The sequence below is a fragment of the Streptomyces sp. NPDC126510 genome, from assembly GCF_040302345.1.
Lineage (GTDB): Bacteria > Actinomycetota > Actinomycetes > Streptomycetales > Streptomycetaceae > Streptomyces.
On record NZ_JBEORR010000001.1, the window covers coordinates 73,658 to 88,224 of the forward strand.

Genomic DNA, 14,567 nt, shown 5'->3' on the forward strand with positions numbered 1-14,567 from the left:
ATCAGCCCTTCGAGAACATGCCGAGCATGCGGCGGGTGACGGCGAATCCGCCGAAGATGTTGATGCTCGCCAGCAGGATCGCGGCGAAGGACAGCACGGTGACGGCGGTGTCGCCCTGCCCGATCTGCAGCAGCGCACCGACCACGACGATGCCGGAGATGGCGTTGGTGACCGACATCAGCGGGGTGTGCAGCGCGTGGTGCACGTTGCCGATGACGTAGAAGCCGATGACGATCGCCAGGACGAACACCGTGAAGTGGCCGAGGAGTTCACTCGGGGAGAAGGCCGTCACCAGGAACAGCGCGAGCGCTCCGGCACCGACGAGTGCGTACGAGGACCAGGCCGGCCGGGCGGGCTTGGCCGGTGCCTCGGCGGTGGCCGGTTCCGGCTCCTTGGCCGCGGCCGGCGCGGGCGCGGCGGACACCTGGACCGGGGGCGGCGGCCAGGTCTTCTCGCCCTCGCGGACCACGGTCATCGACCGCTGCACCACGTCGTCGAAGTCGAGGACGAGCCGGCCGTCCTTGCCCGGGGTGAGCAGCTTCATCAGGTTGACGATGTTCGTGCCGTACAACTGCGAGGCCTGGGCGGGGAGCCGGCCGGGCAGGTCGGTGTAGCCGATGATCGTCACGTCGTTGTCGGTGACGACCGCCTTGCCGGCGACCGTACCCTCGACGTTGCCTCCCTGGGAGGCCGCCATGTCGACGATCACGCTGCCGGGCTTCATGCGCGCCACGTCCGCGGCGGTGATCAGCCTCGGCGCGGGACGGCCCGGGATGAGCGCGGTGGTGATGATGATGTCGACGTCGGCGGCCTGCTCGGCGTAGAGCTCGGCGGCGAGCCGGTTGTAGTCGTCCGAGGTGGCCTTGGCGTAGCCGTCGGTGCTCACCTCCTGCTCGGTCGAGACCGCCAGGAACTCCCCGCCCAGGGAGCGCACCTGCTCGGCGACCTCGGGACGCGGGTCGGTGGCGCGGACCACGGCGCCGAGGCTGCGGGCCGCGCCGATCGCCGCGAGCCCGGCCACGCCGGCCCCGGCCACCAGCACCTTGGCGGGCGGCACCTTGCCCGCGGCGGTGACCTGGCCCGTGAAGAAGCGGCCGAAGGCGTGCGCCGCCTCGACCACGGCCCGGTAACCGGCGATGTTCGCCATCGAGCTGAGGACGTCGAGCGACTGGGCGCGCGAGATGCGCGGCACGGCGTCCATGGCGAGCACGGTGATCGGACGCCGTGCCAGTTCCTCGACCAGGTCCGGGTTGAGGCCGGGGCTGACCAGCGCGATCAGCGTCGCCCCGTCGCGCAGCCGGCCGATCTCCTCGGTCGAGGGGGCGTTGACCTTCAGCACGATCTCCGCCTGCCACGGGTCGCCGAGCCGGGCTCCCGCCTCCTCGTAGGCCGTGTCGGAGAAGCGGGACGAGGCTCCCGCCCCCGGTTCGACCGTGACGTCGTACCCGAGCGCGACGAGTCTCCCCACGGTGGCCGGCGTCGCCGCCACCCTGGTCTCGCCCGCAGTGGATTCGGCCGGTATGCCGATCCCCTGGGGTTGCGGTTCCGCTGGGACCATCGTCTGCCTCTCCCGTCGTTCGACTGCCTGTCCTCCTTGGTGCCCGCATCCTGCACGTTCGACGCGGCATCCGTGGCGGACCACGGTCACATGGCCGAGGAGGTCGTCCTCACACCGCCCAGGGGTTGCCGGAGAGCACAATTCACGGTATCGGCGTTACTCCCGGGGCCGATGAGCCATGTGATGCGACAGGCCACTGCCGGGCGCAGACTGAAGTCGTGAGCAGCACGCGCCCGGGGCGCGGCGAGGCCGCGGCCCCCTCCCGAACCGCACCGCATCAGACGGTCGCGCTGGCGGCGATGATGTTCGCCGTCGCCATGACCTTCATCGACCAGACCATCGTGTCGATCGCGGCCCCCGACATCGTCCGCGAACTGGGTCTGTCGTCCTCCGGCATGCAGTGGGTGGTCAACTCCTACCTGCTGGCCCTCGCGGCGTTCTTCGCCCTCGGCGGCCGTCTCGCGGACCTCTACGGGTCGCGCCGGGTCGTCGTGGTCGGCACGCTGGTGTTCGTCGTCTCGTCGGTGCTGTGCGGCTGTGTTCCCGAGGGCGGCGCCGCACAGGCCTGGCTGATCATCTTCCGCGCCACCCAGGGGCTGGGGGCGGCCCTGCTGTTCCCCGCTGCTCTGGCCGTGGTGGTGACGGTGTTCCCGGTCGAGCGGCGCGGGCGTGCCCTGGCGCTGTTCTTCGGGATCACCGGCGCGCTGACCGCCATCGGCCCGCTGCTGGGCGGCTGGCTGACCGACTGGACCTGGCGGGCCGTGTTCTGGGTCAACGTCCCGGTGGCGATCGTGGCGCTGGTGCTGACGGCTCTGGCGCACATCCCCGACCGGCGGCGGTCCGGCACGCTGGACGTGCCGGGTGCCGTCCTCATCGCGATCGGCATGGGCCTGAGCGTCCTCGGCTTCCAGCAGGCGTTCTCCTGGGGCTGGGACAGCTGGGCGACCTGGGTGTGCATCGTGGGCGGCCTCGCGGTGCTGGCCGGGTTCGTCCGCTTCGAACGCGGGGTGGAGCATCCGCTGATCGATCTGCGGGTCTTCCGCGACAAGGCGTTCAGCGTGGACGCGCTGGCGCTGTTCTTCGCGATGCTCGCGTTCGTCCCGCTGTTCTTCTTCGCCTCCGTCTACGCCCAGGTGTCGCTGAGTGCCTCGCCGAACCAGGCGGCGCTGTTCCTGCTGTACGTCTTCGTGGGCTTCGCGATCGCCTCCCAGTGGGGCGGCCGGATCCTCGACAAGAAGGGCGCGAGGCCGGCCCTGAAACTGGGCGGGGTGGTGGGCGCCGTCGGGTTCGCGCTCTGGGCGGGCGAACTCACCAACCTGACCATGCACGACCAGTGGCTCTACGCGGCGCTCGCCGGGGCCGGCATCGGCTTCATCCTGGCGCCCGCGTCGACGGACGCCGTGAACCGGGCCATCGGCACGTCCTACGGCGAGGTCACCGGCATCACCCAGACCGTGCGCAACTTCGCGGCCAGCGTGGGCATGGCGATCTTCGGCACGATCCTGACGCACGTCACGACCGCCAACGTCACGGGCACCCTGGAGTCCCGGGGCGTGCCCGCGGGGACGGCTCAGAGCGTGGCGCGCGACGTCACCGAATCGGTCACCGGCAACGGCGACGCCCGGCCGCCCACCGGCACCGGCCCCGCCGCCGAGGCGACCCGGGACGCGATGTCGGCGATCCGCGTGGACTTCGCGGAGGCCAACCAGTGGGTGTTCTACGGCATGGCCATCGCACTGGGCATCGCCTTCCTGTGCGCCCTGCGGCACCCGGGCGGCAGGGTGGACGCGAACGCGAAGGTGGAGGAACCGGCGGCGCACGCCCGCTGACGCCGCCCGCCGGGAGTGAACAACTCGTCCGTACACCGCCGGAGATGGCCGAACGGTCATTTCCGGCGGCGGCCGTCCGCCCTGCCCCGGGTACGGGCCGGCGACAGAGTGCTGCACTCCCTGTGACGGCAGGGTAAATGCGAGTAATGCCCTGAATGTCTCGCCACTGAGAGGGCACTCAGGGCATGTGCACATACAACAGGGCAAGCGACCGCGCAGGGTGCTGCTCACCGGATGGTTCAGCTTCCAGGACCGGGAGGCGACCGCCGGGGACGTGCTGGCCCTGCGCCGGGTGGAGGACGTGCTGCGGGGGACGGGCATCCCCTACGACGTCGCCTGGAGCCCCCGTTTCCGTCCGGAGGCTTTGCATCTGGACCGGCTGTGGCCCGAGGACTACACCCATCTCGTGTTCGTGTGCGGCCCGCTTCACGGGCCGCAGGTGGAGGAGCTGCACCGGCGGTTCGCGCACTGCGTGCGGATCGCCGTCGGCACCTCGGTGATCGACCCCGGCAGCCCCGCCGTGACCGGCTTCCACCGGGTGCTGCCCCGGGACGGACCGGACAGCGAGCCGGTGGAGGACCTCGCGGCCCGCGCCCCGGACGTGCCGGCGCGGCCCGTGGTCGGGGTGATCCTCGCGCACGGGCAGCACGAGTACGGGCAGTTGCGGCGGCACGGGCAGGTGGCCGAGGAGGTGACGCGGTGGCTGGCCGCGAAGGACTGCGGCAGGCTGGAGCTCGAGACCCGGCTGGACGCGCACGACTGGCACCTGAGCGCGACGCCCGCGCAACTGCAGTCCGTGCTGGCCCGGCTGGACCTGGTCGTCACCGACCGGCTGCACGGACTGGTGATCGCACTGCGGGTGGGCACGCCGGTGCTGGCCGTCGACCCGGTCGCGGGCGGGGCCAAACTGACCGCGCAGGCCCGTGCCTGCGGCTGGCCCGCGCTGGTGCCCGCCGAGCGGCTGGACGTGCGGCAGTTGGACCGCTGGTGGGACTGGTGCCTGACCGGCGGCCGGGTGACCGCGCGGCAGATCCGCGACGGATTCCGCGAGGGCACCGTGCCGGACAGCGCGGACCGGCTCGTCGAAGCACTGGCGCGCCCGGTGCCCGGTTAGCGCAGCGGCCCCACGGGGCATCCGCTTGTACGTCCCCCGCTGTACTTCCCCGCCGCACCTCCCCCCGAGAGACGGTCCGGCCGCCCGGAAGGAGAGAGCGTGTCCATCGGCCGACTTCCCGAGAATGAGCAGCGCATCCTCGACGAGATGGAACGGGCCCTGCGCCGCGACCGTCGCCTCGACCGCAAGCTGCGTACCCATCGAGTGAGCCGTCGCCCCGACCCCGCCCGCGTCCTGGCCCGTCTGGCCTCCTACCGTCCTCGCGTGTGGACCGTGGCGGTCCTGTTCGCGATCTCGACGGGGCTGATGGTGGCCGGGATCGTCACGTCCGAGCCCGGTGTGATCTGGGCGTTCGCCGCGATATGGCCCCTGACGATGTTCGCCGGATTCCGGCTGATGTACCGGTGGTGCGGGAGCTGAGCGCGCCCCTCGCCTCTACGACCGCTGCGCGCCGGGCAGTTCAGCGACGGCGCGCAGCACGTCGTCGGCGGTGATGCGCAGGAGCGCCGGGTCGGGGCGGCGGCCGTGCGGATCGCCCTCCGGGCCGTACCACAGGGCACGGTGGCGCGGGTCCGGCGGCGGGCCCCAGCGACTCGGCGCGACCGGGCCGAACAGGGTGACGGAGCGCACGCCGTGGGCGACCGCGAGGTGGGCGATGCCGGTGTCGCCGCTGACCACGGCGTAGGCACCGGCGACCAGTGCGGACAGCCGTTCGAACGGGATGCCGCCGCCGAACACGTCGGTGTCCGGCAGGCCGGCATCCTTGGCGAGCCGGGCCACCAGGTCGCTCTCGGCCGCACCGCCCGTCACCACGACTCGCAGGCCCCGGGCGCGCAGTTCGGCCGCGACGGCCGCGTACCGCTCGACGGGCCAGCAGCGCGCGGGTGACCCGGCGCCGGGATGCAGGACGACCGCGCCGGGCGCCGGGGAAGCGGCCCGAGGGCGGGACAGCAGCAGGTCGCCCGGGTCGGCGTCGATGCCGTAGGCCCGCAGCAGCCGGCACCAGCGCTCGCGTTCGTGCTCCTCCGGGCACCAGGGCGGGCCCTCGATGCCGGGCAGGTCCGGGTGGGCGAAGGCGAGGAGTTCTCGCGGGCGCAGGCTCAGGAGCAGCCGGTGACTGGGCGGGCCGTTGCCGTGCAGGTCGACGGCGATGCCGGGGGGCGGACCGGTCCAGTCGAGCGTGCGCGGGACGGCCCGGCCGGGGGCACTCGCCGGCAGCAGCCGGTCCACGGCTCCCGTGGCGGCCGCGACCGGCGCGAGCTCGGCGGGCGCCGCCAGCACGAGTTCGTGACCCGGGTAGGCCCGCCGTAGCGCGCGCAGCGCGGGGACGCCGGCGAGGAGGTCTCCGAGCCCGAGGGCCCGCAGGACGAGGAGGCGGGGGCGCTCGGGCGGTGCTGTCCGGTCCGGGGTCATGGCAGCAGCCTGCCGCGTGCCCTCGGTCCCCGCCGCCGCGGAACGCCCATCGGGTGGCACACGACACTGCGGGCCCGGCTCGGTGCGAGCGCGTCCGCCCCACGCGACGCCGGCCGCCGCAAGGGCCCGCCGGGCGGGGTGAGCCGTCACTAGGACCGGGGCTCCGGTGCCTCGCCGGGCCCGCCCCGGCACGGCACCGGAGCCCCCGGGCGCCCGCCGGGTCGGGGCCACGGTCACGGACCCCGCCGGGAGGGAGCCACGGTCACGGACGCCCGCCGGGACGGGGCGGCCTTCACCAGCACCTTCCCTCGGCAGCGCCCTCAGCGCAGCCGCCCGCCACCCACCCCCAGCGGGCCCCACCACCGCCACCCACCCGGAGCGGCGCCGACCGTCACAGCCACTCGCTCGACGCCGCTCCGGCCGTCACCGGTGACCATCCGGCCCGGGGCCGGTCGTGAACGCCTCCTGGATGGGGCGCTCGTCGGCGACGACGCGGCCCTTGGGCGGTCCGTCCAGCACCGCCCGGACGGCGGTGAGCAGATCCGGGGCGACGTGGTCGGCCCGGATGGTCTCCTCGGGTCGGGTACGGCCGTTGGGGACGAGGATGCCGTGGGCGCCCGCCCGGCGCGCGGCCTCGGCGTCCGCGGCGGTGGAGCCGATCACGACGAGCTCGGCGGGGCCCGTGCAGACCCGTCCGCCCGCCCACAGCAGCAGGCCGGGCTGGGGCCTGCGGCAGTGGCAGCCGTCGTCCGGGCCGTGCGGGCAGACGGCGAACACGTCGAAGGGGCCGAGGAGTTCGTCGACGCGGTGCTGGACGCGGCGGACGTCGGCGTCGGTGAGCAGCCCGCTCGCGACACCCGGCTGGTCGGTGACCACACCGGTGCGGATGCCGCGCTCCCGCAGCAGCGCGAGCGCCTCGCGAGCACCCTCGACGGGGCGTACGCGGTCGGGGTCGGCGTTGTTCGGGACGTTCTCGACGAGCGTGCCGTCGCGGTCGAGCAGCACGGCCTTCACCGGGCTCACGGGGTGGCCTCCTCCTGCCAGGCGGGGGTGTGACGGTGGCGCCAGGCACCTGCCAGCCGGTGCCAGGTCGCGGTGGGCGGAATGAGCACGCTGGTCGCCAGCATCGTCGTGACCTCGTGGCGGGTGCGCGGGCCGGGGACGATCCGGGCACGGGCGAACTCCGCCGTGCCGGCCGCCCAGCCGAGGGCGCAGGCCGTGGCGGCCCGGCCGTGCCCGGTGGCGGCGAGGGCGCAGGCGGCGAGGCCGGCGGTCGTGATGGCCGCGTGGGTGCGGATCCGGCCGCGCGGCGCGACGGCCTTGTCCCACCAGTCGGGGCCGTGCAGATGCCGCATGAGGGCGTCGTCGGCGTTGCCGCGCTGCTGGCGTACGGACGCCCAGCGGGAGGCGGAGTGCACGGGGTGACGAGCGGTGCGGCGGCCCTGCCGGATGCGCCAGCCCGAGTCGAGGACCCGCAGCGCGAGGTCGGCGTCCTCGCGGAAGGCACGCCGGAAGCGTTCGTCGAAACCGCCGACCTGCTTGAGGACCTCGGTGCGGTAGGCCATGTCGGCGGTGACCCAGTGGGCGCGGACGAGTCCCGCGGTGCCGCGTTCCCAGTCGGTGGGGCGGCGTTCGCCGGGCAGCGGCACGGCGAGGACGCCCTGGACGCCCGCGGTGTCGGGGGACGCCGCTGCGAGATCCTCGGCCAGCCGGCCGCACCAGCGGGCCCCCACCTGGACGTCGTCGTCGAGGAACACGGTCCACGGCGTATGCACGGCGCGCAGCCCCGTGTTGCGGGCGGCGGCGGGCCCACGACCGCCGCCGCCCAGCACGGTGGTCCGCTCCCGCAGGTCGCCGAGGACGCTCAACGGGTGCCGTAGCGGACCGGGTTCGGGATCGCTCCGGTCGTCGACCAGGACGATCTCCTCGGGGCGCGGCCCCGTCGAGGCGGCGAGCGCGGCGAGACAGTCGGCGAGGGTGTCCGGCACGAGGGTGGGGATCACGACGGCGTACGGGGTCATACGGGCGGCCCTCCCTCCGACGGCATGCGCGGACTGCCGTGCTGGCGAGTGCCGCGGTACGGCTCCCTCAAACACCAGGTCAGGCCGTCGGGGGACAGCTCGGCGACTATACACCGCGTATATACACGCGATGTATAGTCCCGGCATGCCTTCTCCGACCAAGAAGATGAAGAAAACGGGGACCGCGTTCCGAACCGCCGGAACCCTCGCGGCGATCGCCGCCCTCACTCTCGCCCTGAGCGGCTGCACGGGAACCGACACCACGGCTCCCAGCGCCGTCCGGGCCCGCCCGGCCACGGACGTGCAGCCGGCCCGCTTCGGCACCGTGGACTGCCGCGAGGTCAAGTGCATCGCCCTCACCTTCGACGCCGGGCCGAGCGAGCACTCCGCGCGGCTGCTGGACATCCTGAAGGAGAAGCAGGTCCCGGCGACCTTCTTCCTCCTCGGCAAGCGGCACATCGAGAAGTACCCCGAGCTGGTACGGCGCATGGCCGACGAGGGCCATGAGGTGGCCAGCCACACCTGGGACCACAAGATCCTGACCCGGCTGAGACCCGGGGAGATACGCGAGGAACTGGAACGCCCCAACCAGGAGATAGAGCGCCTCACCGGCCGGCGCCCGACCCTGATGCGTCCTCCGCAGGGCCGCACCGACGACACCGTGCACGCCATCTGCCGCGAACTCGGCCTGGCCGAGGTGCTGTGGAGCGTGACCGCCAAGGACTACCGGACGACCGACTCCGACCTGATCACCCGCCGGGTCCTCGCCCAGTCCTCCCGGGACGGGATCATCCTCCTGCACGACCTCTACGACGGCACGGTGCCGGCGGTTCCGGGGATCATCGACGCCTTGAAGGAACGCGGCTTCGTCTTCGTGACGGTGCCCCAGCTGCTGGCACCGGGGAAGGCGGAGCCGGGCGAGGTGTACCGGTAACGCCCCACGGGTTCCCTACGATCGTGCCGTGGCGAACCTCCTGCTCGAACGCACGGCCCCGCTCCCCCTCGACGAGGCGTGGCGGCGGATCACACGATGGCGGCGGCACGGAGACGTGGTGCCGCTCACGGTGGTCAGGGTCGTACCGCACGAGCCGACCCGCGCGGGCACGCTCGTCGTGGCCCGCTCGGGCGTGGGGCCGCTGGCCTTCGACGACCCGATGGAGGTCACCGTGTGGCGGCCGCCCGAGGGAGGGGCGGCGGGGCTGTGCCGGCTGGAGAAGCGGGGCCGGGTGGTGCTGGGGTGGGCCGAACTCGAGGTGCGGCCCGGTCCGGGAGGCCGTACGCGGGTGATCTGGCGGGAGGAGATCCGGGTCCGGTTCCTGCCGTCGCTCTTCGACGGCGCGGTGCGGCACTCCTCCCGGTACGTGTTCGGACGGGCCCTGAACCACCTGCTCCGGCAGCCCTGACCCACCGGCCGCAGGCGCGGCGGCCCCCGGCCGGGATCTCGGGCGGCAGGCACTGAGGCCGCGGCCGGGGCCTCAGGCCACCGACCCGATCCGCCCGACGGTGCCCGGGTCCGGCTCGTGGTGGATCGGTGTGTGCGCTCCGGTCAGGGAGACCCCGCTGCCGCCACGCCGGACGGCGACGATCTCGGACGCGATCGACAGCGCCGTCTCCTCGGGCGTACGGGCCCCGAGGTCCAGGCCGATCGGCGAGCGCAGCCGGCTCAACTCGATGTCGGTGACGCCCACTTCGCGCAGCCGGGCGTTGCGGTCCAGGTGGGTGCGCCGGGAGCCCATGGCACCGACGTACGCCACCGGCAGCCGCAGCGCCAGCTTCAGCAGGGGCACGTCGAACTTGGCGTCGTGGGTCAGCACGCACAGGACCGTGCGGGCGTCGACGTCGGTGCGCTCCAGATAGCGGTGGGGCCACTCGACGACGATCTCGTCGGCCTCCGGGAAGCGCGTCCGGGTGGCGAAGACGGGCCGTGCGTCGCAGAGGGTGACGTGGTAGCCGAGGAACTTGCCCATCCGGACCAGGGCGGAGGCGAAGTCGATGGCGCCGAACACGATCATGCGGGGGGCGGGGACCGAGGACTCGACGAGGACCGTGAGCGGTGCTCCGCAGCGTGAGCCCTGCTCGCCGATCTCCAGGGTGCCGGTGCGGCCGGCGTCCAGGAAGGCACCGGCCTCGGCGGCGACCGTGCGGTCCAGTTCCGGATGGCCGCCGAAGCCGCCCTCGTGGGAACCGTCGGGGCGGACCAGCAGGGCCCGGCCCGTCAGTTCGGGCGGGCCCGACACGATCCGCGCCACCGCCGCCGCCTCCCCTCGGGCGGCGGCGGTGAGCGCGGACGCGACCACCGGGCGGACCGGATCGGCGGCCCGTACCGGGGTGACCAGGATGTCGATGACGCCGCCGCAGGTCAGGCCCACGGCGAAGGCGTCGTCGTCGCTGTACCCGAAGCGCTCCAGGACGGTTTCGCCGTCCCGCAGCGCCTGCTCGCACAGTTCGTAGACCGCGCCCTCGACGCAGCCCCCGGAGACCGAGCCGATCGCCGTGCCCTCGGTGTCCACCGCGAGCGCCGCGCCGGGCTGCCGGGGCGCGCTGCCGCCGACGGCCACCACGGTGGCCACGGCGAAGTCACGGCCCTGCCCGGCCCACCGGTTCAGCTCCTCGGCGATGTCCAGCATCTGTCTCGGTCTCCTTGAGGTTGCGGGGGGGGGCCGACCGTCAGTGGACGCCCAGCCAGCTCTCGATCGGGTTGAGGGCGAAGTACACGAGGAACACCGCCGTGAGGATCCACATGAAGGCGCCGATCTCCCGCCACTTGCCCTGGGCGGTCTTGATGGCAACGTAGGAGATGACGCCCGCGGCCACACCGGTGGTGATGGTGTACGTGAACGGCATCAGCACGACCGTGAGGAACACCGGGACGGCGGTGGCCCGGTCGGCCCAGTCCACGTGCCGGGCGTTCATCAGCATCATGGCGCCGATGACGACGAGGGCGGCGGCCGCGACCTCCTGCGGCACGATCGCCGTGAGCGGGGTGAAGAACAGGCAGGCAGCGAAGAACAGCCCCGTCACCACGGACGCCAGGCCGGTGCGGGCGCCCTCACCGACGCCCGTGGCCGACTCGATGAACACCGTCTGGCCGGAACCGCCGGACACGCCTCCGATCGCGCCGCCGGCCCCGTCGATGAACAGTGCCTTGGACAGGCCCGGCATCCGGCCCTTGTCGTCGGCGAGCTTCGCCTCGGTGCCGACGCCGATGATGGTGGCCATCGCGTCGAAGAACCCGGCGAGCACCAGCGTGAAGACGATCATGCCGACCGTCATCGCGCCGACCTGGCCCCAGCCGCCGAACTCCACGTCCCCGAAGAGCGAGAAGTCGGGCATGGAGACGGCGCTGCCTTGCAGTTCGGGTGCGCCGCCCGCCCACTGCCTGGGGTCGATTACACCGGCGGCGTTCAGGATCGAGGCGACGACCGTGCCGCCGAGGATGCCGATGAGGATGGCGCCGGGGATGTTCCGCGCCTGGAGCATGAAGATCAGCAGCAGGGTCCCGGCGAACAGCAGCACGGGCCACCCGGCCAGTTCGCCCGCCGGGCCGAGCGCGAGGGGCGTGGCCTTGCCCTGGTGCACGAAGCCGGACTTGTAGAAACCGATGAGGGCGATGAACAGGCCGATGCCCATGGTGATGCCGTGCTTGAGCGCGAGCGGGATCGCGTTCATGATCATCTCGCGCAGGCCGGTGATGACCAGCAGCATGATGACCACGCCGTACATCACGCACATGCCCATCGCCTGCGGCCAGGTCATCTCGGGCGCGACCTGGGAGGCGAGCACTCCGGAGACGGAGAGGCCGGCGGCGAGCGCGAGCGGCACCTTGCCGACGAAGCCCATCAGCAGGGTGGTGAAGGCCGCCGCGAACGCGGTCGCGGTGATCAGGGCCGGCTGGGCGAGCGTCTGCCCGGCCGCGTCCTCGCCGGACAGGATCAGGGGGTTGAGCAGGAGGATGTACGCCATCGCCATGAAGGTCGTGACGCCGCCGCGCACTTCACGGGCGACGCTGGACCCTCTGTGGGATATGTGGAAGTACCGGTCGAGCCAGGACCGTCCGGCCGGGACGCGGGTGCCTTCGCCCGCGTCGTCGGCTGTGGTCCTCGGCTCTGTGGACTGCTGGGTCATGGGTGCCGTCTCCCAAGTTTCAAAGGGGGTTGGGATGTTCACGACCCGGGGGACGGCCCGAGACGAACAAGGAGCCCTGGGGGACGAAGCCCCCGGGGGTGACTGCTCAGCCCTCGGAGAGCTGTGTGCCGGTCAGGTGCTCGGGGCGGACCGGCGTCCTGTTCAGCTCCAGACCGGTCGCCGCGCGGATCGCCGCGAGGACCGCCGGAGTCGACGACAGGGTGGGTGCCTCGCCGATGCCGCGCAGCCCGTACGGGGCGTGGTGGTCGGCGAGTTCGAGGACGTCGACCGGGATGGTCGGCGTGTCGAGGATGGTGGGGATCAGGTAGTCGGTGAAGGAGGGGTTCTTGACCTTCGCCGTCTTCGGGTCGACGACGATCTCCTCCATGACCGCCACGCCCAGGCCCTGCGTGGTGCCGCCCTGGATCTGACCGAGCACCGACAGCGGGTTGAGCGCCTTGCCGACGTCCTGGGCACAGGCCAGTTCGATGACCTTGACCAGGCCGAGCTCGGTGTCGACCTCGACGACGGCCCGGTGCGCGGCGAAGGAGTACTGGACGTGCCCGTTGCCCTGGCCGGTGCGCAGGTCGAAGGGCTCGGTCGGCCGGTGCCGCCACTCCGCCTCGACCTCGACGGCCTCGTCCTCGAGGACGTCGACCAGGTCGGAGAGGACCTCACCTGCGTCGGTGACCACCTTGCCGCCCTCCAGGAGCAGTTCGGCCGTCGCCCAGGCCGGGTGGTGGGAGCCGAACTTGCGGCGCCCGATCTCCAGGACCTTCTCGCGGACCAGCTCGCAGGAGTTCTTCACCGCGCCGCCGGTGACGTACGTCTGCCGGGAGGCCGACGTCGAACCGGCGCTGCCCACCTGGGTGTCGGCCGGGTGGATGGTCACCTGCGTGACGCCCAGCTCGGTGCGGGCGATCTGCGCGTGGACGGTGACGCCGCCCTGGCCGACCTCCGCCATGGCGGTGTGCACGGTGGCGACCGGCTCGCCGGCGACGACCTCCATGCGCACCTTGGCGGTGGAGTAGTCGTCGAAGCCCTCGGAGAAGCCCACGTTCTTGATGCCGACCGCGTAGCCGACCCCCCGGACGACGCCTTCGCCGTGCGTGGTGTTGGACAGGCCGCCCGGCAGCTGCCGTACGTCGGCGCCCTCGCTGGACTCCCACTGGCGCTCCGGCGGCATCGGCATCGCCTTGACGCGGCGCAGCAGTTCGGCGACGGGGGCCGGGGAGTCGACGGGCTGCCCGGTGGGCAGGAGCGTGCCCTGCTCCATGGCGTTGAGCCGGCGGAACTCCACCGGGTCCATGCCGAGCCTGGCTGCGAGCTTGTCCATCTGCGCCTCGTAGGCGAAGCACGCCTGGACCGCGCCGAAGCCGCGCATGGCGCCGCAGGGCGGGTTGTTGGTGTAGAGGGCGATGGCCTCGATGTCCACGTCCTCGACCACGTACGGGCCGACGGACAGGGAGGAGGCGTTGCCGACGACGGCCGGGGAGGCGGAGGCGTAGGCGCCGCCGTCCAGGACGATCCGGCACTTCATGTGGGTGAGCTTGCCGTCCTTGGTGGCCCCGTGCTCGTAGTACAGCTTGGCGGGGTGGCGGTGGACGTGCCCGAAGAAGGACTCGAAACGGTTGTAGACGATCTTGACGGGCTTGCCGGTGCGCAGGGCGAGCAGGCAGGCGTGGATCTGCATCGACAGGTCCTCGCGGCCGCCGAACGCGCCGCCGACGCCGGAGAGCGTCATGCGCACCTTGTCCTCGGGCAGGCCGAGCACGGGCGCCATCTGGCGCAGGTCGCTGTGCAGCCACTGGGTGGCGATGTAGAGGTGGACGCCGCCGTCCTCCTCCGGCACGGCCAGGCCGGACTCGGGGCCGAGGAAGGCCTGGTCCTGCATGCCGAAGGTGTACTCGCCCTCGACGATGACGTCGGCCCGCTCCCGGGCGGCTGTGACGTCCCCGCGGACGATCGGCTGGCGGTGGACGATGTTCGGGTGCGGGACGTGGCCCACGTGGTGGTCGTCGCGGTTCTCGTGGACGAGGAGCGCGTCCGGGGCGGTCGCGGAGGCCTCGTCGGTGATGACGGGCAGTTCGCGGTAGTCGACCTTGATTTTCGCGGCGGCCCGGCGCGCGGTCTCCGGGTGGTCGGCGGCGACGATGGCGACCGGCTCACCGTGGTGGCGGACCTTGCCGTGGGCGAGGACAGGGGTGTCCTGGATCTCCAGCCCGTAGTTCCTCACGTCGGTCGGCAGGTCGTCGTACGTCATGACGGCGTAGACGCCGGGCATGGCCAGGGCCTCGCTCGTGTCGATGGACACGATCTCGGCGTGCGCGACGGTCGAGCGGAGGATCTGCCCCCACAGCATGTCCTCGTGCCACATGTCGGAGGAGTACGCGAACTCGCCGGTGACCTTGAGGGTGCCGTCGGGGCGGAGCGTGGACTCGCCGATGCCGCCCTTGGTCCGGGAGCCCTGGGTGATCTTCGTGGGGGTTCCGCTGGGGGACGCCATG

General features: G+C 72.7%; 12 protein-coding genes. 5 read left to right on the forward strand and 7 right to left on the reverse strand.

The window, feature by feature from the left end; all coding sequences use genetic code 11:
• Window position 1 precedes the first annotated feature (1 nt).
• Entirely contained in the window at window positions 2–1,558 is a 1,557-nt protein-coding gene (locus ABTX60_RS00190) for a Re/Si-specific NAD(P)(+) transhydrogenase subunit alpha (RefSeq protein WP_352094803.1), read from the reverse strand.
• Window positions 1,559–1,857: 299 nt separating this feature from the next.
• Between ABTX60_RS00190 and ABTX60_RS00195 the strand changes: the two genes are divergently transcribed.
• The 3 genes from ABTX60_RS00195 to ABTX60_RS00205 all read left to right on the forward strand — a co-directional run bounded on the left by ABTX60_RS00195 (window position 1,858) and on the right by ABTX60_RS00205 (window position 4,921).
• On the forward strand, window positions 1,858–3,387 hold the full coding sequence (locus ABTX60_RS00195) for an MFS transporter (RefSeq protein WP_352095124.1): 1,530 nt from the start codon (window positions 1,858–1,860) through the stop codon (window positions 3,385–3,387).
• A 187-nt stretch (window positions 3,388–3,574) separates the two neighbouring features.
• Window positions 3,575–4,501 (forward strand): polysaccharide pyruvyl transferase family protein, encoded by a 927-nt coding sequence (locus tag ABTX60_RS00200; protein ID WP_352094804.1) that lies wholly within the window; start codon window positions 3,575–3,577, stop codon window positions 4,499–4,501.
• A 99-nt stretch (window positions 4,502–4,600) separates the two neighbouring features.
• Window positions 4,601–4,921 (forward strand): DUF3040 domain-containing protein, encoded by a 321-nt coding sequence (locus tag ABTX60_RS00205; RefSeq protein ID WP_352094805.1) that lies wholly within the window; start codon window positions 4,601–4,603, stop codon window positions 4,919–4,921.
• A gap of 15 nt (window positions 4,922–4,936) precedes the next feature.
• Here ABTX60_RS00205 and ABTX60_RS00210 read toward each other — a convergent pair whose 3' ends face one another.
• The 3 genes from ABTX60_RS00210 to ABTX60_RS00220 form a co-directional block, all read right to left on the reverse strand.
• On the reverse strand, window positions 4,937–5,914 hold the full coding sequence (locus ABTX60_RS00210; protein WP_352094806.1) for a glycosyltransferase family 9 protein: 978 nt from the start codon (window positions 5,912–5,914) through the stop codon (window positions 4,937–4,939).
• Window positions 5,915–6,337: 423 nt separating this feature from the next.
• The gene (locus tag ABTX60_RS00215) at window positions 6,338–6,937 is read right to left on the reverse strand and encodes an HAD-IIIA family hydrolase (RefSeq protein ID WP_352094807.1); all 600 of its coding nucleotides are present in this window, start codon (window positions 6,935–6,937) and stop codon (window positions 6,338–6,340) included.
• Window positions 6,934–7,935 carry a glycosyltransferase family 2 protein gene (locus ABTX60_RS00220; protein WP_352094808.1) on the reverse strand — a complete coding sequence of 334 codons (1,002 nt, stop codon included), beginning with the start codon at window positions 7,933–7,935 and terminating at the stop codon, window positions 6,934–6,936. The genes ABTX60_RS00215 and ABTX60_RS00220 overlap by 4 nt, the downstream gene beginning before the upstream one ends.
• A 166-nt stretch (window positions 7,936–8,101) precedes the next feature.
• Between ABTX60_RS00220 and ABTX60_RS00225 the strand changes: the two genes are divergently transcribed.
• Complete coding sequence (locus ABTX60_RS00225) at window positions 8,102–8,869, forward strand: polysaccharide deacetylase family protein (RefSeq protein WP_352095125.1); 768 nt, start codon at window positions 8,102–8,104, stop codon at window positions 8,867–8,869.
• A gap of 28 nt (window positions 8,870–8,897) precedes the next feature.
• Window positions 8,898–9,338, forward strand: coding sequence for an SRPBCC family protein (locus tag ABTX60_RS00230; RefSeq protein ID WP_352094809.1), 441 nt, complete (start codon window positions 8,898–8,900; stop codon window positions 9,336–9,338).
• 72 nt (window positions 9,339–9,410) lie between these two features.
• On the opposite strand, the gene ABTX60_RS00235 is transcribed toward ABTX60_RS00230, so the two are convergent.
• The 3 genes from ABTX60_RS00235 to ABTX60_RS00245 form a co-directional block, all read right to left on the reverse strand.
• Window positions 9,411–10,562, reverse strand: a complete 1,152-nt coding sequence (locus tag ABTX60_RS00235; RefSeq protein ID WP_352094810.1) for an XdhC family protein — start codon at window positions 10,560–10,562, stop codon at window positions 9,411–9,413.
• A gap of 40 nt (window positions 10,563–10,602) precedes the next feature.
• Window positions 10,603–12,060, reverse strand: coding sequence for an NCS2 family permease (locus ABTX60_RS00240; RefSeq protein ID WP_352094811.1), 1,458 nt, complete (start codon window positions 12,058–12,060; stop codon window positions 10,603–10,605).
• Window positions 12,061–12,166: 106 nt separating this feature from the next.
• Entirely contained in the window at window positions 12,167–14,566 is a 2,400-nt protein-coding gene (locus ABTX60_RS00245; RefSeq protein ID WP_352094812.1) for a xanthine dehydrogenase family protein molybdopterin-binding subunit, read from the reverse strand.
• Window position 14,567: the final 1 nt, after the last annotated feature.

Bases quoted from the DNA above. Each gene is read 5' to 3' on its own strand.
- ABTX60_RS00225 (WP_352095125.1), top strand. From the start codon at position 8,102: ATGAAGAAAACGGGGACCGCGTTCCGAACCGCCGGAACCCTCGCGGCG.
- ABTX60_RS00240 (WP_352094811.1), bottom strand. From the start codon at position 12,060: ATGACCCAGCAGTCCACAGAGCCGAGGACCACAGCCGACGACGCGGGC.
- ABTX60_RS00235 (WP_352094810.1), bottom strand. From the start codon at position 10,562: ATGCTGGACATCGCCGAGGAGCTGAACCGGTGGGCCGGGCAGGGCCGT.
- ABTX60_RS00210 (WP_352094806.1), bottom strand. From the start codon at position 5,914: ATGACCCCGGACCGGACAGCACCGCCCGAGCGCCCCCGCCTCCTCGTC.
- ABTX60_RS00220 (WP_352094808.1), bottom strand. From the start codon at position 7,935: ATGACCCCGTACGCCGTCGTGATCCCCACCCTCGTGCCGGACACCCTC.
- ABTX60_RS00245 (WP_352094812.1), bottom strand. From the start codon at position 14,566: ATGGCGTCCCCCAGCGGAACCCCCACGAAGATCACCCAGGGCTCCCGG.
- ABTX60_RS00195 (WP_352095124.1), top strand. From the start codon at position 1,858: ATGATGTTCGCCGTCGCCATGACCTTCATCGACCAGACCATCGTGTCG.
- ABTX60_RS00190 (WP_352094803.1), bottom strand. From the start codon at position 1,558: ATGGTCCCAGCGGAACCGCAACCCCAGGGGATCGGCATACCGGCCGAA.